Source organism: Streptomyces luteolifulvus (genome assembly GCF_008806595.1).
In the GTDB taxonomy this organism is placed as follows: Bacteria; Actinomycetota; Actinomycetes; order Streptomycetales; family Streptomycetaceae; genus Streptomyces; species Streptomyces luteolifulvus.
Genome location: NZ_VZRB01000014.1, coordinates 102328 through 117364, shown reverse-complemented (window position 1 = coordinate 117364; position 15037 = coordinate 102328). Strand labels below are relative to the sequence as shown.

Sequence of the window (15037 nt, the reverse complement as noted above, 5' to 3'; positions counted from 1 at the left end):
GCAGGTCGAACGGCTACGGCACGACCCTGAGGAGCCTGTTGGGTGAGCCTGTGCCGATGTTGCGCAGTACTCCCGTCGTCGCTCCGTTGACGAGGGCACTGTGTACGGTCGCGGGGCCGGCGCTGGGGTGGGACGTGAGGTAGATGGCCGCGGCTCCGGCGACATGGGGTGTGGCCATCGAGGTGCCGGACAGGGTCGCTGTCGCGGTGTCGCTGGTGTGCCATCCGGCGATGATCGAGGATCCGGGGGCGAACAGGTCGACAATGGAGCCGTAGTTGGAGTAGCCGGCCCGGTTGTCGGTACTGGTCGTGGCGCCGACGGTGAGCGCGGCCGCCACCCGGGCCGGTGACTGATTGGCGGCGTTCGCATTCGAGTTGCCGGCGGCGACCGCGTAGGTCACGCCGGCGGCAATGGAGTTGCGCACCGCGGTGTCGAGCGCGGTGCTGGCCGCCCCGCCCAGCGACATGTTGGCGACCGCGGGACGGACCCGATGCGAAGTGACCCAGTCGACGCCCGCGATGACCCCCGAGACGGTGCCCGAGCCGTTGTTGTTGAGAACGCGCACCGCAACGACCCTGGTGGCCTTCGCCACACCGTACGTCGTCCCGGCGACCGTGGTGGCGACATGGGTGCCGTGTCCGTTGCCGTCCGCGGCGACGTTGTCCCGGTCGATCGCGTCGTAGCCGTATGTGGCGCGCCCGGCGATCTGCCGGTGCGTGATGCGCACGCCGGTGTCGATGACATACACCCGCGCGCCGTTGCCCGCCGTGTTCGGGTAGGTGTACGACCTGCTGAGCGGAAGGTTGGCCTGGTCGATACGGTCCAGTCCCCAAGGAGGATTGACCTGCGTCGCGTCGAGGCCGACCCTCTGGTCCTTCTCGACGAACGCGACCGCCGGATCCGCCGCGAAACTCCTCGCTCCGGCCGCGCTGACATGGACTGCATAGCCGTTGACAGCTGAGCTGTACGTTCGGTCCACGACGGCGCCGTACTTGGCCGCGAACTCGTCGCCTTCCCGCGAGCCCGCTTTGAATCCGGCCGACCGCTTGAGCAGGACGAGGTAACTGTTGTCAATGCCGGAGGGCGAGTCCTCCTCCAGGACCCGGCCGGCCGCCGGGGCCGCTTCGGCAGGCAGGGCGGCACTGCCTCCCAGGGCGGCGGTCGCCACGACCGCGGTGGTCGCGGCGATGGCCCGACGCCGGGCGGTGAAGATTTCACGCATGCTGAAAGAGAGCCTTCCTCGAGCGGACCGATGTCGCCGCTGCTGCTCCGGCGAGGATGGCGATACTGCTCGCAACGGTGCCGCGTCCGTGACGTTTTACTCATGGGGTTGATCAATTACCTCGCACGGGCGCCCATCCACTGGTCCATGTGGTCCACACGTCAGCCGTGCCGTAGGCGGCCGCTGAAACTGCTGGGGCAGACTTCCCTATTTTTCCTATCGACTTACTGGGAAAGCGTTGACGGTCCCGTCGGCGTATGCGCAGGATGATGCGCATGTCTGCGCGTGCCCTACGCACCGCCGGGACCACGGACACGGTTCCGCTCCCGTCGTCGGCCACCTCGTGCTCGTCCCCGAAAGCACCGATCCCGCCCGGCTCTTCGCCAAGGACGTGACACGTACGTTCCCGACCAGCGAGAAAGCCCCGACACGGCATCGTGCCGTTGACCTCGAGGAGACCGCTTCCATGGGCGTTGTCCCCGCGCCGTCCGGCCCCGCTTCGCAGTCCGGCCCGGCCGGGCCCGGCTGTGCGCACTGGATGCGCGTGGCCCGCGAGACGGCGGACGACCTGGCCACGGACGCGGTGGCCAGGGAGTTGGCAGGCAAGGCCCCGTTCGACGAGGTGTCCCGGCTGCGTGAGGCGGGCCTGCTGACACTCCTCGTACCGGCCGGGCTCGGGGGAGGCGGCGCGGATTGGCCCACGGCGTACGACGTGGTCAGGGAGATCGCCGCGGCCGACGGCGCGATCGGTCAACTGCTCGGCTGTCATTACTTCTTGTCGTGGTGCGCCCGGTTCTTCACCGAGGCCTCTCGCGCCGCCCACGTCGAGCGGCAGTCCGCGACCGAGCGGTGGTGCTGGGGAGGTGGTTTCGCCGGTCAGGAACCGCCGCTGACACTGACCAGGAAAGGCAACGGCCTTGTGCTCGACGGCCGGCAGAGCTACTTCACGGGGGTCCTGGTCGCCGACCGCCTCGCCGTGCGTGCCGTGCGGGCCGACACGGGCGAACCACTCGCGGTCGTCGTCGATCCCGCCCATCACGGCGTGGGCATTGCCGACGACTCCGACACCTTCGGCCAGCGGCTCGCGGGAGGCGGGAGCGTGGAGTTCGACGCCGTACCGGTCGCCGCCGACGACGTACTCGCTTCCCTGCCCGTGGACGAGGACGAACTGTCGCCTCTCGCCGCCCTGATGTCACCGGTCGGCCGATTGTTCTCCGTCCACCTCTGTCTCGGCATGGCCGAGGGGGTGCTCGCCGAAGCCCGTGAGTACAGCAGAGCCGGCCACTCCGCCTGGCCGGCCGGCGTGCCCCAGGACCCACATGTGCTGACCATGTACGGAGAACTCACCCTCCTCACCCGCTCCGCGGCCGCACTCTCCGATCAGGCACGGGCAGCCGTCCATGGCGGGCTGGCACGGGGCGAAGACCTCACCTACGACGATTCCGCGGAGATCTCGGTCCTGGTGGCCATGGCCGAAGCCGCCGCCTCCAGGGCCGCGCAGGAGTCCACCGCCCGCGCCCTCGACGTCATCGGTGCCCGCTCCGTCTCCTCGCGGCTGGGCTTCGACCGCTTCTGGCGCAATGCCCGGACCCACACGCTGTACGAGCCCGTCACCCACCGGCTCCAGAACGTCGGGGACTACTTCCTCAACGGCGCACACCCACCCTTCGTCCTGCCCGTCTGAGTCGCTCCCTGAGCCCAAAGAGTGAGATCTCGGCGTCCATCATATGAACACCCTCTTGGGCTGGACGCCGCCGTCTGGCACGATCCCTAGCAACCAGGTAGGAAAGCTAGGGATCTATGGGGGTGGCCATGAGCACGCGCAACGGTGCAGAGCTCTTGCTGCCCCTTCTGACCTCGCGACGCCACGTCGACCTCGGCCGTACGTCCAGTGCCATCTGTCGGATCTTCTGAGTCCGTCCACAGAGCCCTACGGCACTTCGGCTGACAGCGCCCCGTACCCCCGTAATTCCCGTATCCCGTATCCCCGTGTTCCCGGGGCCGGCGGGAGTGCCGCCATGACTTCACGCATCTGCGCACCTCCCTGATCACCCATCCCTGAAAGGACACCTCCGTGTCTGCCGCAAGACCGCTCACCGCCCTGCGCACCATCGCCGTCATAGCAACGCTCCCGCTCCTGATGACCGCCTGCGGATACGGCTCCGAATCCACCGATGACGGCAAGCAGACAAAGGTGGCGGCGGACGCCAAGAAGCTCTCCGCCGACGAGGTGAAGATCGGCTACTTCCCCAACCTCACGCACGCCACCGCACTCGTGGGCGTCCAGGAGGGCCTGTTCCAGCAGGAGCTCGGCGGCACCACGATCAAGACCTCGACCTTCAACGCCGGCCCCTCCGAGATCGAGGCGCTGAACGCCGGCTCGATCGACATCGGCTGGATCGGCCCCTCCCCCGCCATCAACGGCTACACCAAGTCGAACGGCAAGAACCTGCGGATCATCGGCGGATCCGCGTCCGGCGGAGTGAAGCTCGTCGTCGACCCGGACAAGATCAAGTCCCTGAAGGACGTCAAGGGCAAGAAGATCGCGACCCCGCAGCTCGGCAACACGCAGGACGTGGCGTTCCTCAACTGGATCGCGGACCGGGGCTGGACGGTCGACGCGGAGAGCGGCAAGGGCGACGTCTCCGTCATCCGCACCGATAACAAGATCACCCCGGACGCCTACAAGTCCGGCTCCATCGATGGCGCCTGGGTGCCGGAGCCGACCGCGTCCAAACTGGTCGCCGAGGGCGGCAAGGTACTGCTCGACGAGTCGACGCTGTGGCCCGGGAAGAAGTTCGTCATCACGAACATCATCGTGTCGCAGACGTTCCTGAAGGAACACCCGGATGTCGTCGAGGCCGTGCTGCGCGGTTCGGTGAAGACCAATCAGTGGATCAACGCCAACCCGGAGAAGGCGAAGGCATCCGCCAACGCGGCGCTCAAGGAGCTGTCGGGCAAGGAACTGCCCGCCGAGGTCATCGACCCGGCCTGGAAGTCGGTCACCTTCCTCGACGACCCGCTGGCCGCCACCCTCAACACCGAGGCGGAGCACGCGGTCAAGGCCGGCCTGCTGGAGAAGCCCGATCTGAAGGGCATCTACGACCTCACGCTCCTCGACAAGGTCCTCAAGGCCGAGGGCAAGGACAAGGCCGACGACGCCGGTCTCGGCGTCGAGTAACGACACCCCACCCATTGAGTTCCCAGGAGGTGACGACCATGGCCACCACGCTCACCAAGGCTGCCGAGGGCGCCACGGCGGTGACGCACGCCGCCCGTATCGAGCACGTCTCGAAGTCCTTCCCCGCTCCGGGCCTGCCCGGCGGACAGCAGCTCGTGCTGGACGACATCACGCTGGATGTCGCACCGGGCGAGTTCGTCACCCTCCTGGGAGCCTCCGGCTGCGGCAAGTCCACCCTGCTCAACCTGGTCGCGGGGCTCGACCTGCCGTCCACCGGCACGATCAGCACGGACGGCCGGCCCGCCCTGATGTTCCAGGAGCACGCCCTGTTCCCGTGGCTGACCGCGGGCAAGAACATCGAACTCGCCCTGAGACTGCGCGGGGTCGCGGGGCCGGAGCGCCGGCAGGAGGCGGAACGGCTGCTGGAACTCGTACGGCTCCAGGGCGCGTACCGCAAGCGAGTGCACGAACTGTCGGGCGGTATGCGGCAGCGCGTCGCATTGGCCCGTGCACTGGCCCAGGACAGCCGACTGCTGCTGATGGACGAGCCGTTCGCCGCGCTGGACGCGATCACCCGCGACGTCCTGCACGACGAGCTGACCCGCATCTGGAGCGAGACGGGGCTGTCGGTGCTGTTCGTGACGCACAACGTGCGCGAGGCCGTGCGGCTGGCCCAGCGGGTGGTGCTGCTGGCCTCACGGCCGGGACGGATCGCCCAGGAGTGGACCGTCGGCATTCCGCAGCCGCGCCGCATCGAGGACAGCGCCGTCGCCGAGCTGTCCGTCGAGATCACCGAGGAACTGCGTGGGGAGATCCGCCGCCATGGCCGGCACTGACACCAGGCCCCGGGACGCGCGGGGGCCGGCGGGACTGGAGGCCGGTCTCGACGCACTCGACTCGGTACAGACCGGCCGTACGCCGCTGCGTGAAACCCTGGCACGCACGGTGCTGCCACCGGTCGTCGCCGTCGCGCTGGTGCTGGTCGTCTGGCTCCTGCTGGTGTGGGCCGAGGTCGCCCCCGCCTACAAACTCCCCCCGCCGTCCGCGGTGTGGGACGAGGTGCTGGATGCCTGGCTGCAGGGCACACTGCTCGACCACATCTGGACCAGCGTCTCGCGCGGTCTGCTCGGCTTCCTGATGGCGCTGGCCATTGGTACGCCGCTCGGCCTGCTGGTCGCCCGGGTGGAGTTCGTCCGGGCGGCCATCGGCCCCCTCCTGTCCGGACTGCAGTCGCTGCCGTCCGTGGCCTGGGTGCCGCCCGCCGTGATCTGGCTGGGCCTCAACGACTCGATGATGTACGCCGTGATCCTGCTCGGCGCGGTCCCGTCCGTCGCCAACGGCCTCGTCGCGGGCATCGACCAGATCCCGCCCCTCCTCCTGCGCGCCGGCCGCACGCTGGGCGCCACGGGACTGCGCGGGGCCCGGCACATCGTGATGCCGGGGGCGCTGCCCGGCTATCTGGCCGGCCTGAAGCAGGGCTGGGCGTTCTCCTGGCGCTCGCTGATGGCCGCCGAGATCATCGCCTCGTCGCCCGATCTGGGGGTCGGACTCGGCCAGTTGCTGGAGAACGGGCGGAACAACGCCAGCATGTCGCAGGTGTTCCTGGCCATCTTCCTGATCCTGCTCGTCGGCATCGCCATCGACCTGCTGATCTTCAGCCCGCTGGAGCGGTGGGTGCTGCGCAGCCGGGGCCTGCTGGCAACCCGCTGAACGGCGTTTACGTTCTGCTCCCCGCCCGCGCGCCGATCAGCCGCCGGAAGCCGCCGCGGAGGCCGCCGGCTGATCGGTGTCGCCGTGCCAGGTGGGCCGGCCGAGCAGGCGGGGGCGCTCGGTGACCCAGGCGCGGGTGTCGGTGCCGAGCTCGCGGTCGATCAGGGCTTCGAGCACGCCGCGGTAGCGGTCGACCAGGCCCCGGAGGGCGGGGTCGGCGGCGAGGTTGCGCATCTCGGCCGGGTCTGTCAGGCGGTCGTACAGGACGGCGTTCTGCGCGAACAGGGCCTCGGCGTCGGTGGGGCGGTTCGGGCTCAGGGGCGAGATGTACCGGCCGAAGGTGTACCGGCTGTCGCAGTAGCCGCGGAGGAAGCCGCGCTTCCTCCAGTCCGGGCGCAGGTCTCTCGACTGGATGCGCTTGGGTGCCTCGGGGTCGGCGAACTCGAACCAGAAGTCGGCGTCCAGGGCCATGACCGACTCGACCGCGGTGAGCGACACGTCGCCGAAGACCGTGTCGAGCATCCGGGCGAACTCGGCGACCGCAGGGGCGGCGCCTGACAGATCGTCATGAAGGCTGGCTGGCCGGTCGAAGCATCATGGCGTGCGAAGACAGGCCACTTACGGCCGCCTGAGTGATCCCGACGCCAGGCGGAGGTGGCGCCTCAGACGTCACGGTTCCGGCGGTGCCGTGGGTACGAGTCGGCGTCGGGTGATGGCATCGGGCGTCGGCGTACTCTCGCGCAGATCACTGACACGCGCGGCCAACTGCCGGTACCAGCGGCCGTACCGGCCCGCGAGCGGGACGGCCGACACCCCGTGCAGCAGCACGCTCAGTCCCACGGTGACCCCGACGACCCGCGCGATGAGGTCCACCCCCGCCACGTGCTCCTCGACGACGAGGAGGCCGAGCACGACCGAGGCCAGGCCCCGCGGCCCGAACCAGCCGATGTACGCCACCGTCGGCAGCCGCAGCCCGCTGCCGAGCAGGGCGATCGCCACCGGGACCATCCGGACCACGGTCAGGCTGAGCACGGCGTAGAGCACGATCCGCCAACTCAGATGCTCCAGCGCCGGGCCGAGAACGACCGCCCCGAAGATCAGCAGGCCCACCATGGCCAGCAGGTTCCCGAGGTTCTCGGTGAACTCCCCGGTGCGGTCCGCACCGCTCACGGGCTCGGCCGGCCCGCCGCTGCGCAGCGCCCGCCCGAAGGCGAACCCCGCCACCCAGGCCGCGATGAAGCCACTGCCGTGGGTGACCACCGCCAGCGCATACGCCGCCACCGCGACGGCGAGCGCGAAGACCTGCCGCCACTCCGACGTCACCCACTGGCGGGCACGCGACCGCTGCAACACCCTGCCGCCCACCCAGCCGATCCCGAGCCCCAGCGCGGTGCTGAGGACCAGCGCCCGCCAGAACGTCCCGGCCACCCCTTCCTCGGCGTAGCTCGTGCCGGGCACGGCAGCCAGGAAGAGCACGAAGAACGGCAGCACCATCCCGTCGTTCAGCCCGCCGTCCACGTTCAGCCCTTGGCGGACCAACGCCGGAACCCGGGTGTCGGAGATCGCGCTCTTGCCCAGGGCCGCATCGGTGGGCGCGAGCACTGCCCCGACCAGGGCCAGCTCCCACACCGTGAGTCCCGGCAGCAGCGGCCAGGCCAGCAGCCAGCCCAAGCCGATGCTCAGCAGCAGCCCGATGCCCAACAGCCTGCCGGGCAGAAACCCGCCACTGCGCATGTCCCGCATCCGGACGCTCATCGCGTCGGTGAACAGGACCAGGGTCAGCGCGGCCTCCAACAGGGCAAGCAGCCCGCCGCCCTCGTGCTCCAGCTCGATCACGCCCAGACCCACCGGGCCGAGGGCGATCCCGCAGCCCACGAACACGATGGCCGCTGTCAGCGGAGTGGGCGCAAGCCGCCGCGAGACCAGTGCGTACGCCGCGGTGACCCCGGCCACCGCCGCACCTGCCCATGAGGTGTCACTCATCGCCGCTCCCCGTCCAGATCCGTGGTTGCCCGGGCGGGCCAAGAGTAAGGGGGATGTGATCGATACCTCACGATTGCCGAGATTGCGGCTGTTCGGGAGATCACGTGCCCGGGGGGTGGGCCCCCTATCTCGTACCGCCATCGCCGCCCCCAGGCACCGACAAGCCGTCGTCCTCCACCATTTCCTGCGCCTGCGCACCAGACTGCTCCTTACGCAGGCGGCGGCGTTCGAGCCGGTAGGCGAGGTAGGTCTTCCACCACTCCAGCCGGTCACCGGACCTCTGCGGCAGGGTGCGCGCGACCAGACGGGTCAGTGCAACCAACGTCGTGGCGATCGTGGTGACCACCATGAGAACCAGAGCAACCCACGCAGGAACAACCGAAAGATCGGGCGTGACCACGCAACTCGGCTTTCTGGGAGTTCGGCGGGTGGCACGCACGGCGCCCGCTGATGTGCCCCTCTAGGCAGCGCGCGGTGAGCCCACCCTCAGCAGCTCCGAGGGAAGGCGGCCATCGTGGTTGCGTGACAGCAGCGCCGGCACGACCAGCTTGGCGACTCGAGTCCAGTACGGCGGCCGGGGCAACCACTGCCGGTCGTATCCGGCAAAGGGCGGGGGCAGCAGCGGCGGAGGGCATGCCCAGCGAGGCAGGACATCACTGACCACCATCAGCTGGCCCAGCACCAAGCCGACCAGCAACTCCGCAACAGACATGTTTCACCCCCCTGTGACGGGGTGTATGCCCGCGTTCCGAAACTCGCACACAGGAAGCGCCGCTTCCAGTTGCCTCGTCACGCTCGCCTGGCCAACCGTGGTCGATTCGACGAGACACCGTCACCAAGCTGTGAAGATCCTGAGCGACGCTTGTGCTCGATCAACGACTTCGCACTACTCACTCGGGGGACATCACCATGAGCACTGTTCGCAGATTCGCCGTCGCCCTCGCCGTCGTGTCCGGACTGGCCCTGACCGCCTGCGGGCCCACCGAGGACGACGCGGCGGGCGGGGCCGGCGGAACGACCGCGAGCCCCACGAAGCCCGCGACGCCGACGGCGTCCCCGGACAAGGGCTCGGCCGGCGGCGAGGACGGCTCGTCGTCCTCCCCCGGAACCGACCCCGAGACCGACCCCGACTACGACGTCTTCCCGTGCAGCACCTACGACGTGAAGTTCACCGCGAACCTGGCGGAGCCGACGAGCAGCAGCTACCTGCTGAAGATCACCAACAAGAGCTCCAAGGCGTGCAGGGTACTGGGCCACCCGATCGTGACCTTCGGTGATCTGGACGGGCAGGCCACGGAGCGGGGCAAGGCCCCCGGCATCGAGGAGGCGTTCAAGCTCGCGCCGGGCGAGTCGGCGTACGCCGGGCTCATGGGCGGCACGAACGACGGCACGGGCAAGACCGTCGACTCCATCGCGATGACCATGAACACGGAGTCCGACTTGGAGCAGACGCCCCTCAAGGCGTCAACACCGGGTCTGTACGTCTCGCCCGACAAGAACTCCGTGACTCCGTGGGTGGGCAACGCGGAGGATGCGCTGAGCCTGTAGGCGCGACCAGGGGGAACATACGGCGGTCCGGACGGCCGACTGCGGACCGCCGTGGGCCTGACCCACGAGAACGCCACCACCCGGCACAGCGCCTGAAGCCGAGCAGGCATCGTCGGCGAAGCAACACCGCCCAGGAACAGCCGGCATGGCAAGTTTGCCCAACTTCGGCGCGATCGCCGATCGTTGGGCATTATTGTCCCAGGGCACATTGCGCGGAGCGGGGAGGGCGTCTTGCTCGACGAGGTGGCGACGTTAGCGGCAGCCGGGAGCGCGGCGGTGATCGCGGCAGCCGGTACGGACGCATGGCAGGAGCTGCGGCAGACCGTGGCACGCTGGTTCGGCCGAGGCGACTCGGGGCGTGAACAACGGGAGCTGGAACGGCTGGACCGGACCGCCGACGCCCTGCGGACGGGTGGACCCGACGAGGCGGACGTCCGGATCAGCGAACAGAGCGCATGGCGGACCCGGTTCGAAATGGTGCTGGAGGACATGAACGACGGTGACCGGGACCGGGCCGCCGTCGAGCAGCTGCGCACACTCCTCGCCGCGACAGCAGCGACGCCCGCTGTGCGAGCGGGCGACTCCAGCATGGTCGTTGGCGGGAACGCGAACATCCATGCCCGGGACGGCGGTTTCGCGGCCGGCGTGGTCAAGGGAGAGGTGCACAACAACACCCCTCCACAGCCGGAGCCGACCCAGGGCTGACCGGACCGGCTGAACCGAGCCCACCACCGTCGGCCGCCACCGGAGCGGGGAACCTCGATGTGCGGTCCACCCATGGCGCACTCTCCGCAGCCTCCGTGGCCGGCGACATCCACCTCACCTCCTCTCACTTCTACAACAGCATCGGGCCCACGACAGCAGCACAGCCTGCCCCGAGCATGTCCCTGGCCCTTCCGGAACGCAGGGTCGCGCCGGGGCGCCTGCGCGGGCGGGACCGGCTGGTCGCCGAGGTCACCGACTCGGTGGCGCGGCGCGTGGCCGGTGACACGGACCAGCACGGGGTGTGGCTGCTGTCGGGCATGGGCGGCTCCGGCAAGACGACCGTGGCCTTGGAGGTGGCCCACCGGCTGACCGACACCGGCACGGTGAACCGAGTCTGGTGGGTGTCCGGGGCGGACCGGGAGGGCCTGTCGTCGGCGCTGCGGGCGGTCGCGTTCGAAGCCGGCGCCACCCCGAGCGACTTCCACGGCAAGCCCCACCCGGCGGACGTGCTGTGGAGGCACTTGCGGGGACTCACGATCCCCTGGCTGCTGGTCCTGGACAACATCGACGATCCCGCCGTCCTGGCCGCCGAGGGGTCCCGCACCGCCGAGGGCAACGGATGGCTCCGAAAGCCCGCAGACCCACTAGGGACGGTGCTCGTCACCAGCCGCGAGTCACTGTCCGACCGCTGGGGACCATGGGTTCACCAGACCGGCGTCGAGCCGCTGTCCAAGGAGGACGGCGCGGCCGTACTGACGGACCTGGCGTGGCGAGCGGGAGATGAGGCACATGCCCGTGAACTCGCCGAGCACCTCGGGGGGTTGCCCCTCGCGCTCGAACTGGCCGGCTCCTATCTGGCACGCGCGCGCGATGTCCCCCTGCGTTCGCAGCCGATGCCGAAGACCTTCGCCGCCTACCGCCGCAGTCTCGACGCTCACCTCGGCGTCATGGCGTCCGACCCGGACGAGGACCTGCCGCCGGACCAACGCACCCGCAGGGCGATCCTGAGCACCTTCGAGCTCTCCCTCGACCTGCTCCACCGGCGGGGCGTCCGTCTGGCACGCCCGTTACTGCGACTGCTGTGCGCGTTCGGCCCGGCTCCCGTCCCCTACGAGGAACTGCTCGACGCGGGCGCGCTCGCCGCCAGTGACCTCTTTCCCGAAGCGACTCTTGACGAGCTCAACAGAGCCCTGCTGGGGTTGCACGGGCTCAAGCTCATCACCCTGGAGACGCCGCCCGACATGGACGACGAGGAGTCCGACGAGGACCCCCCGAGGCTGATCACCATTCATCCTCTCGTCCGGAAAGCCAGCCGCGCCCACGAGGACTTCGCCGCCCTCCCGCTGCCGTGGCTCCGACTCGTCGTGGAGCTCATGGAAGGCGTCACCCGCCCACTTGACACCGGAAATCCCGTCCACTGGCCGAAGTGGGCGGTGATCGCCCCACACGGTTCCGCCGCCCGCCTGTTGCTGCCCATGGCCGAACTCGCCGGCGTCGCCGACGCGAACCTGATCCGGATTGCCACGGAACCCGCTGTGCACACTGCTTGGTACCAGACGCACACGGGGATGTTCACGGAGGCCATCGGCGAACTCGAGACCGTGCGCACCATCAGGGCTCGATGGTGCGGAGAGGAAGACCCCGCAACCGTCGCGGCCGGACTCACCCTGGCCTGGGCACTGCGCGACGGCGGCCGCCTCAGGGAATCCGAGCAGTGGTACGCGCGTCTCGCCGAGGCGACCGAGAGCCTGCCCGCCAATCATCCCTACCGGCAGTCTGTCCGCACCGGCCGGGCCCGTACGCTGGCCCAGCAGGGGCGCTACGAGGCCGCCGAAGCGGAGCTGAACGTGGTGCTGGCCCTGCGCCAGGCCGATCCAGAGGCGACCGAACGCGGCATCCTGCGCATCCGCGCCGACCTGGCCAGGCTCGCCCACAGCCAGGGCCGCCCCGGCGAGGCGGCCGACGACTTGCGGGAGGTCCGCCGCCGGATCCGGGATCTGGGTTCGCCCGGCGACCTCGAACTCCTCGCCGCCGGACTCAGCCTCGTACGGGCACTGCGCGACGCGGGGCAGGCCACGGAGGCGGAGAGACTGGCCGAGCAGGTCGTGCGGGAGCACCGCCAATTCCTCGCCCCCGACCACCCCGACCTGCTCGTCGCACGCCACGAGCGGGCCCGTATCCGGCGCGACCACGCACAGGACCGGGAGCGCCTTGAACAAGTGTGCGACGAGTTCACCGACATCTGGCGAACCAGCGAGCGCCGGTTCGGACCGGATCACCCGAACACCATCGCCACCCGGCACGAACTCGCCACCGTCTGGTACCTCCTGGGCAGCCCCGACCACGCAGCGGAACACTTTCGGGCCGCTCTGGCCGCAGGCACCGAGCGGCTCGGCGAACACCATCCCAACGTCGTCATCTGCGCGCACAACCTCGCCGGGGTGCTCGCCGGAGCCGACGCCATGGGCGGCGACCCGCCCGCCGGAACACTTCGAGGAGCGGCCCCCATGCACGACCCACGGCAGATCCAGGACCCACTGCGATCACGGCCCGCGGACCCGACAGCCCCCGAGGGCCGGGAGCACGGCGACGAGTTGGCCTCGCCCGCACTGACCCGGCTGCTGGACCGCTTCGTCCGCGCGGACCGAACCGTCTCCGACTTCAACAGCGGTGGCGGTGCGGGCTATTCCTCAGGGAACTACACATGGTCGAGCACGCCCTGGTCCGCCTACCGACCTCGCGCCGAAGAGGACCTCTTCACGCGCCCGATGCAACCGGTCGTCCTTGGCTCCGCCGCCCGCCAAGCCCTCGCCACGGGCGAGGAGGACCGGCCCCTGATCGAACGGCTGCGGGACCAGCAGCATGTGGCACGGGTGCTGGCCCTGCGGGACCTGGTGGAGCGTGCCGAGCCTCTGCTCGCCGGACGACCGGACACACTGCCCGATGTGGAAGCGGCGCGGAATCTTCTGATTCGGGCTGACCGCGCGGACCGTCAGGCGGTCGCCGCTCTCCTCCTGGATCCGTCCGTGGGCCGCTGGATGAGCCGCACCCTGCGTGCGCTGTGCTCCACCACGGGCGAACCGGCGGACAGGCTCCTCACCGGCCTGGCCCATCTGCATTCCGTCGCGGCCGGTGCCGCGGTCAGGGCAGGCATCGGGTTCGATCTGGCGCTGCCGTTGCGCGACGGCTACGCCCTCCTGCCCACGCTCGGCGCGGCCGACCTGCGCGCGGGCCGGGGCGACACGGCGCACATCAAGGTGACCGGTCGAGTGGGACGTATCTCGCGCGGACGCACCCACGCACCGCTTCCCCACGGCAACGCCGAGGGGCGGCCTCCCTGGCAATCCGTCCATCGCGTGCGCACGGCCCCCGGGTTCGGCGGCCTCGACATCGCCCTGGAGGACCTGGACCCCTACCGGGCACCCGACGGCCCGCTGCCTCCCGCCCCGCGCCCCCCGTCCGAACTCGCCGACTGGGAACGGCTGATTCATGATGCGGGCGCCCTGCTCAGCCGGATCCATCCACAGCGGACCAATGCGCTCGCGAAGGCCCTCACCGTGATCACCCCGCGCGTCAAGGCGCCGGGCGGGGTGGTGAGTTCGGTGTCGTCCAGCGACGCGTTCGGCGGTGCCGTGATCAGCGAACCGCCCGACGGGGTGGAGCTCGCGGCCTCCCTGGTCCACGAATTCCAGCACATGAAGCTCCACGCGCTGCTGGACTGCTGGCCCCTTCACGACGAGTGCGAAGAGCCGGACGGTGAGCGGTTCTACGCCCCGTGGCGCGACGACCCCCGACCGCTCCACGGCCTGTTCCAGGGGGTGTTCGCCTTCTTCGGCGTCGTCGACTTCTGGCGTCGGGTCACCTTGATCGCCGACGACAGGACGCTACGGCGCGCCCAGTTCCAACTGGCGTACTGGCGAACCCAGACCGGGGACGCATACACCGCGCTCCGCTTCTCATCGCGACTGACCGAGAAGGGCCGGGAGTTCGTTCGGCTGATGGGTGACACCACCGCGAGCTGGACCGAACACCCCCTCGTGCCCCACGACATCATGACCCTCGCTCACGAGGCGGCCGCCGCCCACCGCACACGCTGGCGGCTGCACCATCTGCGTCCGGATCCCGAGGCGGTCGCGAAGCTTGCCGAGGCGTGGTCGCGTGACGCGCAGAACTCCACGGTGCCGCCCGTCAGCGTCGCCCTGCATCCGGACCCCGATGCCGCCCCCTCCAACACCTACGCTGCGCTGCTGTGCCGGGCGGCGGCCGACCCGACGGCACCGCAGGGCTGGTCCGCCTCCAAGGGAGAACCAGGATCGAACGGGAACGGGGTCGACCCCTCCGACCTGGCCCGCCTCCTGGGCTCACCCGACAAGGCGCGCCGCTTTGCCGTCGAGCAGATCACCCGATGGCCGCACTGGCACGAGTCCTGGGTCCGGCTCGGCCTTGCCCTGCGGAGGTCGCATGCCACACAGCCGGTGGAGGAACCCACGCACACCGCTGCAGCGGCCGGGGCACTGACCCACCGCCCAGAGCTGGTCCAGGCCCTCCATTCCCGGATCAGCGAGCTGACAGGCACACCACCGGACCCTGCGCTCCTGGCCTCCTGGATCGGGGCTGGAACGGTGACACCGGATTTCACCGACCTGCCCAGGGCGGACGGAGTGTTCAAGACGGCCACGTAACGACGA

At 69.9% G+C, this 15037-nt stretch carries 13 protein-coding genes; 8 read left to right on the top strand and 5 right to left on the bottom strand.

The window, feature by feature from the left end; all coding sequences use genetic code 11:
* Positions 1 to 13 precede the first annotated feature (13 nt).
* Entirely contained in the window at positions 14 to 1222 is a 1209-nt protein-coding gene (locus F7R91_RS21225; protein WP_150950663.1) for a S8 family peptidase, read from the bottom strand.
* 466 nt (positions 1223 to 1688) lie between these two features.
* On the opposite strand from F7R91_RS21225, the gene F7R91_RS21220 reads away from it, so the two are divergent.
* From F7R91_RS21220 to F7R91_RS21205, 5 genes are all read left to right on the top strand, one after another.
* The gene (locus F7R91_RS21220) at positions 1689 to 2906 is read left to right on the top strand and encodes an acyl-CoA dehydrogenase family protein (protein WP_150950662.1); all 1218 of its coding nucleotides are present in this window, start codon (positions 1689 to 1691) and stop codon (positions 2904 to 2906) included.
* Positions 2907 to 3022: 116 nt separating this feature from the next.
* Positions 3023 to 3136 (top strand): putative leader peptide, encoded by a 114-nt coding sequence (locus F7R91_RS44280; protein ID WP_408056051.1) that lies wholly within the window; start codon positions 3023 to 3025, stop codon positions 3134 to 3136.
* Positions 3137 to 3296: 160 nt separating this feature from the next.
* Entirely contained in the window at positions 3297 to 4403 is a 1107-nt protein-coding gene (locus F7R91_RS21215) for an aliphatic sulfonate ABC transporter substrate-binding protein (RefSeq protein ID WP_150950661.1), read from the top strand.
* 38 nt (positions 4404 to 4441) lie between these two features.
* The gene (locus tag F7R91_RS21210) at positions 4442 to 5239 is read left to right on the top strand and encodes an ABC transporter ATP-binding protein (RefSeq protein WP_150950660.1); all 798 of its coding nucleotides are present in this window, start codon (positions 4442 to 4444) and stop codon (positions 5237 to 5239) included.
* Positions 5226 to 6113 carry an ABC transporter permease gene (locus F7R91_RS21205; RefSeq protein ID WP_150950659.1) on the top strand — a complete coding sequence of 296 codons (888 nt, stop codon included), beginning with the start codon at positions 5226 to 5228 and terminating at the stop codon, positions 6111 to 6113. The genes F7R91_RS21210 and F7R91_RS21205 overlap by 14 nt, the downstream gene beginning before the upstream one ends.
* Positions 6114 to 6149: 36 nt before the next feature.
* Here the strand turns inward: F7R91_RS21205 and F7R91_RS21200 are convergent, their stop codons facing one another.
* The 4 genes from F7R91_RS21200 to F7R91_RS21185 all read right to left on the bottom strand — a co-directional run bounded on the left by F7R91_RS21200 (position 6150) and on the right by F7R91_RS21185 (position 8808).
* Entirely contained in the window at positions 6150 to 6635 is a 486-nt protein-coding gene (locus tag F7R91_RS21200; RefSeq protein WP_150950658.1) for an alkaline phosphatase family protein, read from the bottom strand.
* A 147-nt stretch (positions 6636 to 6782) separates the two neighbouring features.
* Positions 6783 to 8096 (bottom strand): cation:proton antiporter domain-containing protein, encoded by a 1314-nt coding sequence (locus tag F7R91_RS21195; RefSeq protein WP_150950657.1) that lies wholly within the window; start codon positions 8094 to 8096, stop codon positions 6783 to 6785.
* A gap of 124 nt (positions 8097 to 8220) precedes the next feature.
* Entirely contained in the window at positions 8221 to 8445 is a 225-nt protein-coding gene (locus F7R91_RS21190; protein WP_150950656.1) for a hypothetical protein, read from the bottom strand.
* Positions 8446 to 8556: 111 nt separating this feature from the next.
* Entirely contained in the window at positions 8557 to 8808 is a 252-nt protein-coding gene (locus F7R91_RS21185; protein WP_150950655.1) for a hypothetical protein, read from the bottom strand.
* 197 nt (positions 8809 to 9005) lie between these two features.
* On the opposite strand from F7R91_RS21185, the gene F7R91_RS21180 reads away from it, so the two are divergent.
* The 3 genes from F7R91_RS21180 to F7R91_RS21170 all read left to right on the top strand — a co-directional run bounded on the left by F7R91_RS21180 (position 9006) and on the right by F7R91_RS21170 (position 15031).
* Positions 9006 to 9644 carry a DUF4232 domain-containing protein gene (locus F7R91_RS21180; RefSeq protein WP_150950654.1) on the top strand — a complete coding sequence of 213 codons (639 nt, stop codon included), beginning with the start codon at positions 9006 to 9008 and terminating at the stop codon, positions 9642 to 9644.
* A gap of 231 nt (positions 9645 to 9875) precedes the next feature.
* Positions 9876 to 10349, top strand: a complete 474-nt coding sequence (locus F7R91_RS21175) for a hypothetical protein (protein WP_225320720.1) — start codon at positions 9876 to 9878, stop codon at positions 10347 to 10349.
* Between the two features lie 59 nt (positions 10350 to 10408).
* Complete coding sequence (locus tag F7R91_RS21170; RefSeq protein ID WP_150950653.1) at positions 10409 to 15031, top strand: aKG-HExxH-type peptide beta-hydroxylase; 4623 nt, start codon at positions 10409 to 10411, stop codon at positions 15029 to 15031.
* Positions 15032 to 15037 lie beyond the last annotated feature (6 nt).